Origin of the sequence: Micromonospora sp. MH33, from assembly GCF_003013775.1 — a bacterium.
In the GTDB taxonomy this organism is placed as follows: domain Bacteria; phylum Actinomycetota; class Actinomycetes; order Mycobacteriales; family Micromonosporaceae; genus Micromonospora; species Micromonospora fulviviridis.
The window spans coordinates 1-10427 of sequence record NZ_MUYZ01000247.1 but is presented as its reverse complement, the minus strand read 5'-3'; the positions used below and the strand labels follow the sequence as shown (position 1 = coordinate 10427).

Genomic DNA, 10427 nt, shown 5'->3' with positions numbered 1-10427 from the left:
GCGGCGCCGTGCCGTCGAGCCGGCGGGCCAGCCCGGCCCCGTAGGCCGCGCCGACGAGGAGCGGCAGCAGGGTCAACAGACCGTGCACCCCCCGCCCGGCCAGCAGGGCCGCCACGCCGAGGCCGGTGAGGTGCGGCCGGTCGACGGTGGGCCCGCGCAGGCCGAGCCGGACCAGTTCGACGGCGAGCGCGAAGAGCACCGGCGCGGCCAGCATCGCCCAGCGGGAGCGGCTCGACCAGCCGGCCAGCAGCCCGACGGCGAGGCTGACCACGATCGAGGCGAGCGCGGTGCCGACCGTGCCCGGCCCGCGCGGGGTCCACCAGCCCGCCACCACTCCCCAGATCGCCGGCAGGGCCGGCGCGAGGAGGATCCGCACCCGCATGGTGATCTCCCATCGTCCCTGGACCGTCCACCCTAGCCACCACGAGCGCGCTGCGTGGTCCCGCGAACACGGGCGGTGCCGGGAGAAATGCCGCGCCCGGCGGCGGCCCGGCGGGATACCGTGCCGGGTCGCGAACCCGTGACCCCGACGGACAGGCCCGAACGGTGACCCAGCAACTGACGCCCCCGACCACCGGAACCCGCACCTCGCTGTGGCGCAGCCGGGACTTCCTGCTGCTGTGGAGCGGCCAGACGGTCAGCGAGGTGGGCACCCGGATCTCCGGGGTGGCGGTGCCGCTGCTCGCCGCGGGCGTGCTCGACGCCACCGTGTTCCAGGTCTCGCTGCTCACCTTCCTGGCCTGGCTGCCGTACCTCTTCTTCTCGCTGCCGGCCGGGATGCTGGCCGACCGGGTCGACCAGCGGCGGCTGATGATCGGGTGCGACCTGGGTCGCGCGGCGCTGCTGCTGTCCGTGCCGGTGGTCGCCCTCGCCGGCCACCTCACGCTGGCCTTTTTGTACGCGGTGGTCGGGCTCTCCGGCGTGCTGACCGTGGCGTTCACGGTGGCCTACCGGAGCCTGCTGCCCGCGCTCGTCCCGCCGGAGCGGCTGACCTCGGCCAACGCGCGGCTGGAGGTGAGCGAGAACCTGGCCCAGCTGGCCGGGCCCAGCGCGGGCGGCGTCCTCGTCGGGCTGCTCGGCGCGGCGCGCACCTTCGTGGCCGACGCCGCCAGCTTCCTGGCCAGCGCGGTCACGCTGCTGCTGATCCGGCACCGCCCGTCGCCGCACACCGAGGGCCGGGTGCCGGTCCGGGCGGCGCTGACCGAGGGGCTCGGTTTCATCCGCCGGCAGCGGATCCTCGCCCTGGTGCTCGCCTGCACCGCCACCTCGAACTTCTTCGTCATGGCCGCCCAGGCCATCGAGGTGCCGTACCTGCTGCGCGTGCTGCACGCCGCCCCGGCCACCATCGGCCTCCTGTTCAGCCTGGGTTCGGTCGGCGGGCTGCTGGCCGGCGTGCTGGCCGGACGGGTCACCGCGCTGCTCGGCGGCGCCCGGACCATCTGGGTGTCGATGGCCGCGCCCGGCCCGCTCTACCTGCTGATGCCGCTGGCCCGGCCCGGCTGGGGCACCCTGCTCTACGCGGTCGGCACGGCGGCGTTCGCGGCCAACGCGGTGCTGTTCAACGTGGCGGCCATGTCCTACCGGCAGCGGGTCACCCCGGCCCGGCTGCTCGGCCGGGTCAACGCCGCGTTCCTGTGGATCTGCTACGGCGTGATCCCGCTCGGCGCCCTGCTCGGCGGCGCCCTCGGCACCCGGCTCGGGCTACGGCCGGCGCTGCTGGTCTGCGTGCTCGGCATGTGGGCCGCGGCGCTGTTCGTGGTCTGTTCCCCGTTGCGCCGGATGCGGGACTTCGCGACACCCTGAAAAGAGGCAAGATTTTTCCCGGGCCGCTGTCGAATCCGGCCGCGCCCGTCCGTCGGTGAGACGGAAGAGGGAAACGACAACCCCAAGGAGAGACCGATGGCCCAGTACGCAGTCCTCGTCTACTCGCCCGCGCCGGCCGACCCGATGGACCTGACCCCGGACTACGTGGCCCTGCTGGAGCGGTACGGGGACCAGGTCGCCGAACTGGGCGGCCAGGTCCTCACGGGCTTCGCGCTGCAGCCGAGCACCACGGCCACGGCGATCCGCGGCGACGTGGTCACCGACGGCCCGTTCATCGAGGCCAAGGAGGTCGTCGCCGGCTTCTTCATCCTGGAGGCGCCCGACCTGGACGTGGCCCTGAAGATCGCCAAGCTGAACCCGGCCACCATCGACGGCGGCGTCGAGGTCCGGCCGCTCTTCCAGCCGCCGGCCGAGTGAGCGACGCGGCCACGGTCGCCGCCGAACGCGCCGTGGCGGACGCGCACCGTCGCGAGTGGGCCTTCGTGCTCGCCGCGACGGCGCGCGTCGCCGGCGACCTCGACGTGGCGGAGGAGTGCGTGCAGGACGCGTACCTGGCCGCGCTGGCCGCCTGGGCGCGGGACGGCGTACCCGACAAGCCGGGCGCCTGGCTGACCGCCACGGCGAAGCGCAAGGCGCTCGACGTGCTGCGCCGGGAGAAGGTGTTCCGGTCCAAGATGCCCCTGCTCGTCGAACCGGCGGAGGCCGAGATGACGGAGGAGCCCGGCGGGGACGCGGTCCCCGACGACCGGCTGCGGCTGGTCTTCACCTGCTGCCACCCGGCGCTCGCCCGGGAGGCCCAGGTGGCGCTGACCCTGCGCCTGGTCTGCGGGGTGGCCACCGGCGACATCGCCCGGGCCTTCCTCGTCACCGAGACGACCATGGCGGCCCGGGTCACCCGGGCCAAGAAGAAGATCGCCGCGGCGCGGATCCCGTACCGGGTGCCGGACGCCGCCGAGTTGCCCGAACGGCTCGACGCCGTGCTCACCGTGATCCACCTGCTCTTCACCACCGGGCACACCGCGCCGACCGGGGCCGGCCTGGTCCGCGCCGACCTGGTCGACCGGGCGGCGCACCTGACCCGGATGCTGCTCGCCCTGATGCCCGACGAGCCGGAGGTACGCGGGCTGCTCGCCCTGCTGCTGCTCAGCGACGCCCGCCGGGCCACCCGCACCGATGCCGACGGGCGGCTGCTGGTGCTGGAGGAGCAGGACCGGTCCCGGTGGGACCGGGCGGCCATCGCCGAGGGCAACCAACTGGTCCTGGGCGCGTTCCGCACCGGCCGGGTCGGCCGGTACGCCCTCCAGGCCGCCATCGCGTCGCTGCACGCGGTCGCCCCCAGCTACGCCGCCACCGACTGGCCCCAGGTGGTACGCCTCTACGACGAGCTGCTGAAACGCTGGGCGTCCCCGGTGGTCGCGCTGAACCGGGCCGTGGCGGTGTCCATGGTCGACGGCCCGGCGGCGGCCCTGGCCGAGGTCGACGCCCTGGCCGCCGACCCCCACCTGGCCGGCTACCACTACCTCCCGGCCATCCGCGCCGACCTCCTCCGCCGCCTCGACCGCCCACGGGAGGCCGCCCACGCCTACCGGGCGGCGCTGGACCTGGTCGACAACGAAGCCGAACGCGCCTTCCTCACCACCCGCCTCACCGAGGTCGACCCCGCACCTTGATCAGGAAGTTGTTGCCCGCCACTCCGGCGTTGCGGGACACCAACTTCATGATCGACGGGTGGTGGGGGCCTGCCGGCGTGCCTGGGTGACGGTGCGGTGGGTGTCGACCCAGGCGATCAGGGCGGTGCGGAGGCGGGGGGACGTCACCGGTTCGCCGCGGCGGCGGGCCGCGAGCTGATCGATCAGCCAGGTTGGGGCGGCGGCCGCCTCGACGGCGCGGGTCTTGGTGAGCAGGTTGCCGTGGTGGAGCGCGTGCCGGCCGCGGGCCATCGAGGTGAGACCGAGGTCGGCGAGGGTGGGATCCAGCCACAGCCACGGTCGCCGGGCGGCCCAGGCCCAGTAGCCGGTGAGCTCGGCGCGGGCGGCGGCCCGCACGTCGTCGTCGCTCATCGGCGGGAACGCCTCGCCGGGTGTGCGGCCGAAGACGGCGTACCCGTGCCGGACCAGCTCCGCCCGGGTGATCCCGGACAGGATGCGCTGGACGAGCTGCCCGTGCGTCCACGTCGGATGCTTCCGGTGGACGTCCGGGATGGTGGCGCTGTCGACGTAGACGCAGCCCAGGTGCAGCCCGGCGGCGCTGCCCGCGTCGAGGCGACGGTGCACGGTGGCGAGCGCGGCCTCCCGGGCGGCGTCGACCGGGCCGGCGGTCAGCGCGACCAGGTCGAGATCGCTGACGCCGGGCCGGTAGTCGCCCGTCGCCAACGACCCCGCCACCAGCAGGTCGGAGACCCAGCCGAGGGCCCCGAGTTCACCGGCGAATTCATCGACGACCGGCAGCCGCACCATGACCTCCCCTCCCCGCCTCGGGCGGCGGTGATTCCTGGACACTTACCGTTCACCACGACCGGGCACGGCGGGCGGGGCTCTGCGGCATCGGCTCTACCCGAACCAGGTGATCGCCTGGCCGTGTCCCCGGGTCCAGGCCAGCGGCTTACCGTCCAGCGCCAGCACGTTGTGGAACCCGCCGGCCGGCGGATCCGGCAGCGCGGCGTACGGCAGCACGTCGGGGTCCTCGTTGGCGATCCAGTGCCCGGGCAGCCCGCGTACGACCTCGGCGAACGCCTCCCGCCCGGGTGGCGGCACCTGGTACAGCACCGAGGTGTGGAACACCACCAGGGTCGCGTCGCGGGGCGCCCGCGCGGCCAGCGCCGGCAGGTCCTCCACGAGGTCACCCCGGACCAGCCGCGGCGGGTCGGCGGCGGCGACGGCCGACGCGGCCCGCAACCGCTCGCGGCGGTGCCCGTGCTCCGGCCAGATGAGCGCGTCCAGCCACGCCACGTCGGCCGGGTCGGTCACGTCGAGCGGGTTGAGGTCCAGGCCGGCCCGCCACACCACCTCGGGCCGGCGGGCCGGGGGCGCCGTCCCGCTGATCGCGCAGTCGAGGACCGGTTCACCCGTGCCGAGCGGGTGGTCGCCGTAACGGTAGGCGTACCGGTCGGGGTAGAGACACAGGCCCGCGGAGGCGCCGACCTCCAGCAGAGCGAGGGGCTGCGGCAGCGCCGCCAGCACCGGCAGGAGTACGGCACACCGGCCCGGCTCGTTGGTCTGCGTGGCCCGGACCCGGAGCTCCGCCTCGACGGCCGGCCAGTTCGCCAGCGCGTACCCCCGGAAGGCGGCCGGATCGGTGACGGGACCGCCGAGCAGCCGGACCACGGCGTAGAGCAGGTTCGGCTGGCGCTTGGCCGGCGGCAGGGTGTCGAGCCGGGCCAGCAGCTCGTCGTCGCGGGAAACCGCCTCCGACAGCCGCTCGTACGCGGGCGACACCCCGCGCGCCTCCCGGGCGGCGAAGGTGGCGTAGCGGTCCGCAGTGGTCATGGCCCGAGCATCCCAGCCGGAGGCCGTCGCGGGCGACGTGAGATTCGCCCCTCCCCCCGAGCTGGGCGTGAAAAGCCGCGAGCGCGGCAGGGAGATCCCTGCCGCGCTCGCGAGCGGTCGTACGTCAGCTGCAGCCGCTGGTGGAGCCGCAGCCCTCACAGACGTAGCAGCTACCGGCGGGCCGCATCTTGGTGCCGCAGGTGAAGCAGAGCGGCGCGTCCGCGGCCTTGCCGATCACGGCCTCCAGCAGTTCGGTGCTGGAGCCCACCGACGGCGCCGGCTTGGCGGCGGCCACCTCGGCCACCTCCTGCTTCGGCTGGGCCAGCGGGCCGGTCTTCGGCTCGGGCGCCTCGACCGGGGCGGAGGCGGCCATCGCGGTGAGGTCCGCACCGCTCGCCTCCGCCTCCGCCTCGGCCGCGAGCTGGGCGGCCCGCTCCTTGGCGGTGAAGATGCCCAGCTCCGCGCGGCGCTCGTACGGCAGGAAGTCCAAGGCCAGGCGACGGAAGATGTAGTCCATCACCGAGGCCGCCATGCGCACGTCCGGGTCGTCGGTCATGCCGGCCGGCTCGAAGCGCATGTTGGTGAACTTGCTGACGTACGTCTCCAGCGGGACGCCGTACTGGAGACCGATGGAGATGGCCACCGAGAAGGCGTCCATCACGCCGGCCAGGGTCGAGCCCTGCTTCGACATCTTGAGGAAGACCTCGCCGAGGCCGTCGTCCGGGTAGGACGAGGCGGTGAGGTAGCCCTCCGCGCCGCCGACGGAGAACGAGATGGTCTCCGACGGGCGCTTCTTCGGCAGCCGCTTGCGGACCGGCCGGTATTCCACGACCTTCTCCACGACCTTCTCGACCTCGGCGGCCGGAGCCTGGGTCTCGGCGACGGCCTTGTTCGACTTGGCCACCGAGAGCGGCTGGCCGACCTTGCAATTGTCCCGGTAGATCGCCAGCGCCTTGAGGCCGAGCTTCCAGCCCTCGAAGTAGATCTTCTCGACGTCCTCGACGGTGGCCTGCTCGGGCATGTTGACCGTCTTGGAGATGGCGCCGGAGACGAACGGCTGGATCGCCGCCATCATCCGCACGTGGCCCATCGGCGCGATCGACCGCTCACCCATCGCGCAGTCGAAGACCGGGTAGTGCTCGGGCTTCAGGCCCGGGGCGTCCACCACGTGGCCGTGGTCGGCGATGTGCTCGATGATCGCCTCGACCTGCTCCTCGGGGTAGCCGAGGCTGCGCAGGGCACGCGGCACGGTCTGGTTGACGATCTGCATCGAGCCGCCGCCGACCAGCTTCTTGAACTTGACCAGCGCCAGGTCCGGCTCCACGCCGGTCGTGTCGCAGTCCATCATGAAGCCGATGGTGCCGGTGGGAGCCAGCACGCTGGCCTGCGAGTTACGCCAGCCGTTCTTGTCACCGATCTTGTTGCCGAGCGTCCACTGCTTGGTGGCCTCACGCTGGACGGCGGTGGCCACGGTGCCGGTCGGCCTGATGGCGTCGTTGGCAGCGGCGTGCTTGCGCATGACCCGCTTGTGCGGCTCCGCGTTGCGGGCGTAACCGTCGTACGGGCCGACGACGCCGGCCAGCTCGGCGGAGCGGCGGTAGGCGGTGCCGGTCATGAGCGAGGTGATCGCCGCGGCGACCTCCCGGCCCTGCTCCGAGTCGTACGGGAGGCCGGAGGCCATCAGCAGCGCGCCCAGGTTGGCGTAGCCGATGCCGAGCTGCCGGTAGGCGCGGCTGGTTTCACCGATCTTCTCGGTCGGGAAGTCGGCGAAGCAGATCGAGATGTCCATCGCGGTGATGACGAACTCGACCGACTTGACGAACTTCTCCACCTCGAAGCCGCCGTCGGCGCGCATGAACTTCATCAGGTTCAGCGACGCCAGGTTGCAGGAGGAGTTGTCCAGGTGCAGGTATTCCGAGCACGGGTTCGACGCGGTGATCCGCCCTGTCTCCGGGCAGGTGTGCCAGTCGTTGATGGTGTCGTCGTACTGGAGGCCGGGGTCGGCGCACTCCCAGGCCGCCTGGGAGATGCTGCGGAACAGCTTCTTGGCGTCGATGGTCTCGATGACCTGGCCGTCGAGGCGGCCGCGCAGGTCGAAGCCGCCGCCGTTCTCCACCGCGGTCATGAACTCGTCGGAGACCCGGACCGAGTTGTTGGCGTTCTGGTACTGCACGCTGACGATGTCGGCGCCGCCCAGGTCCATGTCGAAGCCGGCGTCCCGCAGCGCGCGGATCTTGTCCTCCTCGCGCGCCTTGGTGACCACGAACTCCTGGATGTCCGGGTGGTCCACGTCGAGGATGACCATCTTGGCCGCCCGCCGGGTGGCGCCGCCGGACTTGATGGTCCCCGCGCTGGCGTCCGCGCCGCGCATGAAGCTGACCGGGCCGGAGGCGTTGCCGCCGGAGGAGAGCAGTTCCCGGGAGGAGCGGATCCGGGAGAGGTTGACGCCGGAGCCGGAGCCGCCCTTGAAGATCAGCCCCTCCTCCTTGTACCAGTCCAGGATCGAGTCCATCGAGTCGTCGACGGCCAGGATGAAGCAGGCGCTGACCTGCTGCGGCGACGGCGTGCCGACGTTGAACCAGACCGGCGAGTTGAAGCTGAACACCTGGTGCAGCAGCATCCAGGTCAGCTCGTGCGCGAACACCTCGGCGTCGGCCGGGGTGGCGAAGTAGCCGTACTCCTCACCGGCGGTGCGGTAGGTGCTGACCACCCGGTCGATGAGCTGCTTGAGCGACCACTCCCGCTCCGGGGTCCCCACCGCGCCCCGGAAGTACTTGGTGGTCACGATGTTGGCCGCGTTGACCGACCAGGACTCGGGGAACTCCACCCCGCGCTGCTCGAAGTTGATCGAACCGTCCCGCCAGTTCGTCATCACGACGTCGCGGCGCTCCCAGGTGACCTCGTCGTAGGGATGCACCCCCTCGGTCGTCCAGACGCGCTCGATCTTCAGCCCTGTCCCGGCCTTGTTCCGTGACTTGCTGGTCGTCACGCCTCGCCCCCCTCGTCAGCGCGGTCACCCACCGCGCGTCGTCAAACTGTCAGAAATCCGTGAAACTCAACTGGTCGCGCCGGCGGCCTCGACCGCCCCGGCGCCCTCCCGGGCGCGCGCGGCGGCCCGCAGCGTCTCGATCTCGCGCTCGAAGTCGGCGAGCGAGTCGAAGGAGCGGTAGACGCTGGCGAACCGCAGGTACGCCACCTCGTCGAGGTCGCGCAGCGGCCCGAGGATGGCCAGCCCGACCTCGTTGCTGGGGATCTCGGCGGCCCCCTTGGCCCGGACGGTCTCCTCCACCTTCTGCGCGAGCAGCGCGATGGAGTCGTCGTCGACCGGCCGGCCCTGGCACGCCTTGCGCACCCCACCGATGATCTTGGTGCGGCTGAACGGCTCGGTCACCCCGCTGCGCTTGACCACCGCGAGCACCGCCTCCTCGACGGTGGTGAACCGCTTGCCGCACTCCGGGCAGGACCGCCGCCGCCGGATGAGCTGGCCGTCGTCGGCCTCCCGCGAGTCGACCACCCGGGAGTCGGCGTGCCGGCAGTACGGACACCGCATCGCCTGACCTCCTTCTTTCGACCGCGGCCCACCGGCCGCCTCCGGGCACGCCTCAGCGCGGCGGTGCCACCTCTCGATGGCCCCCGCCGGGTCGGCGGTGCGGGAGTGCGGTCGGTAACCGGACCCAACCTGTAGGCGACTTACGCCCATGTAACCACAACATCTAGGGGTCGACCGTATGCCGTCCCACTAGCGAGGTCAAGTTGAACCGCGTGTCCGGCGCGTCATCAGAATCACTCACCCGTGCCACCCCGTCCCCGGCATACCGAGGAACCCAACGGCCGGGCGCCGCCGGGGTCACGGGCCGCCGGGATGGAACATGCGTTCGAGAGCGACGTACCATTTATCAGAACACGCGTTCGGAAATCCAGGATTTGAGGGCGACACGCCGACAACAGGTCGTACAGATGTTTGAAAATGGCCGATCTCACCTATACGGTCAACAACGACCGGGCGCGGCGGATCGCGGCGGACCGGTCGGCAGCACCACCTGAGCACGCACCACGAGCCGACGAGGCACCCAGCGCCGACCAGGGAGGGACGGACGTGACCGAGGACCGGGCCAGCCGGCAGAAGAACCCGCAGCCGATCGACGGGGCGGGTCCGCCGGCGACCCGTCGACCCCGCACCGCGCGCAGCCGGGCGGCCCAGCCCGGCGTGCGTCCGGTCACCCCGGTGGTCAGCAGCTTCCCCGACCCGACGACGGTCGACCTCACGGCCCGGCAGCGCCGGATCCTGGAGTTCATCCGCACCTGGGTGGAGCGCCACGGCTACCCGCCGAGCGTGCGCGAGATCGGCGAGGCGGTCGGCCTGGTCTCCCCGTCCAGCGTCGCCTACCAGCTCAAGGAGCTGGAGAAGAAGGGCTTCCTGCGCCGCGACCCGAACCGGCCGCGCGCCGTGGACGTCCGGGCCCCGGGCGACATCGACGACGAGGCGGCCCGCGCGCAGCGCCCCGCCCCGGCGTACGTGCCGATGCTGGGCCGGATCGCCGCCGGTGGCCCGATCCTCGCCGAGCAGGCGGTGGAGGACATCTTCCCCCTCCCCCGCGAGCTGGTCGGTGAGGGCGAGGTCTTCATGCTCCAGGTCAAGGGCGACTCGATGCTCGACGCGGCGATCTGCGACGGCGACTGGGTGGTGGTCCGGCAGCAGCCGACCGCCGAGGTCGGCGACATCGTTGCGGCCATGCTCGACGGCGAGGCGACCGTGAAGACCTACCGGCGGCGCGACGGGCACGTCTGGCTGATGCCGCAGAACCCGGCCTTCGACCCGATCCCGGGCGACGACGCCACCATCATGGGTCGCGTGGTCGCCGTGCTGCGCCGCATCTGAGACGAGAAGGAAAAAGGGGTGACCGCCGGTCCGGCGGTCACCCCTTTTCCGTGCGTTCAGTAGCGGTCCCCCCGGTACTCCCGGCCGCCGCCGGAGAACTGGCCGTACTGCTGGCCCCGGTCGCCGTAGCCGCCGTCGCGACGGCCGTCGCGCGGATCCCGGCGGTCGTGCTCCCGGCGCGGCGGTTCGGCGCGCCCCGGGCCGTAGCCGCCACCGCCGCCCGGCCGGCCGCCGTAGCC

The 10427-nt window shown here is 72.6% G+C and carries 8 protein-coding genes and 2 pseudogenes; 4 read left to right on the top strand and 6 right to left on the bottom strand.

Annotated features, from left to right (window positions below):
- Positions 1–382, bottom strand: a pseudogene (locus tag B0E53_RS27630) (alpha/beta hydrolase); the annotation flags it as partial.
- Positions 383–546: 164 nt separating this feature from the next.
- On the opposite strand from B0E53_RS27630, the gene B0E53_RS27625 reads away from it, so the two are divergent.
- From B0E53_RS27625 to B0E53_RS27615, 3 genes are all read left to right on the top strand, one after another.
- Complete coding sequence (locus B0E53_RS27625; protein WP_210406235.1) at positions 547–1803, top strand: MFS transporter; 1257 nt, start codon at positions 547–549, stop codon at positions 1801–1803.
- 96 nt (positions 1804–1899) lie between these two features.
- Positions 1900–2241 (top strand): YciI family protein, encoded by a 342-nt coding sequence (locus tag B0E53_RS27620; RefSeq protein WP_107078700.1) that lies wholly within the window; start codon positions 1900–1902, stop codon positions 2239–2241.
- A 65-nt stretch (positions 2242–2306) separates the two neighbouring features.
- A complete protein-coding gene (locus B0E53_RS27615; RefSeq protein WP_107078701.1) occupies positions 2307–3494 on the top strand; it encodes a DUF6596 domain-containing protein in 1188 nt (395 codons plus the stop codon).
- A gap of 45 nt (positions 3495–3539) precedes the next feature.
- Here the strand turns inward: B0E53_RS27615 and B0E53_RS27610 are convergent, their stop codons facing one another.
- The 4 genes from B0E53_RS27610 to nrdR form a co-directional block, all read right to left on the bottom strand.
- Entirely contained in the window at positions 3540–4280 is a 741-nt protein-coding gene (locus tag B0E53_RS27610; protein WP_107078699.1) for a nucleotidyltransferase domain-containing protein, read from the bottom strand.
- Between the two features lie 93 nt (positions 4281–4373).
- Positions 4374–5309 (bottom strand): DUF2332 domain-containing protein, encoded by a 936-nt coding sequence (locus B0E53_RS27605; RefSeq protein WP_107078698.1) that lies wholly within the window; start codon positions 5307–5309, stop codon positions 4374–4376.
- Between the two features lie 124 nt (positions 5310–5433).
- Entirely contained in the window at positions 5434–8298 is a 2865-nt protein-coding gene (locus tag B0E53_RS27600) for a vitamin B12-dependent ribonucleotide reductase (protein WP_107078697.1), read from the bottom strand.
- 66 nt (positions 8299–8364) lie between these two features.
- Positions 8365–8859 (bottom strand): transcriptional regulator NrdR, encoded by a 495-nt coding sequence (gene nrdR, locus B0E53_RS27595; protein WP_091311916.1) that lies wholly within the window; start codon positions 8857–8859, stop codon positions 8365–8367.
- Between the two features lie 546 nt (positions 8860–9405).
- Between nrdR and lexA the strand changes: the two genes are divergently transcribed.
- Entirely contained in the window at positions 9406–10188 is a 783-nt protein-coding gene (gene lexA, locus B0E53_RS27590) for a transcriptional repressor LexA (protein ID WP_107078696.1), read from the top strand.
- Between the two features lie 56 nt (positions 10189–10244).
- On the opposite strand, the pseudogene B0E53_RS27585 reads toward lexA, so the two are convergent.
- A pseudogene (locus tag B0E53_RS27585) lies at positions 10245–10427 on the bottom strand (hypothetical protein); the annotation flags it as partial.

Coding starts and splice junctions, on each gene's coding strand:
- nrdR (WP_091311916.1), bottom strand. CDS start 8,859: ATGCGGTGTCCGTACTGCCGGCACGCCGACTCCCGGGTGGTCGACTCG.
- B0E53_RS27620 (WP_107078700.1), top strand. CDS start 1,900: ATGGCCCAGTACGCAGTCCTCGTCTACTCGCCCGCGCCGGCCGACCCG.
- B0E53_RS27605 (WP_107078698.1), bottom strand. CDS start 5,309: ATGACCACTGCGGACCGCTACGCCACCTTCGCCGCCCGGGAGGCGCGC.
- B0E53_RS27610 (WP_107078699.1), bottom strand. CDS start 4,280: ATGGTGCGGCTGCCGGTCGTCGATGAATTCGCCGGTGAACTCGGGGCC.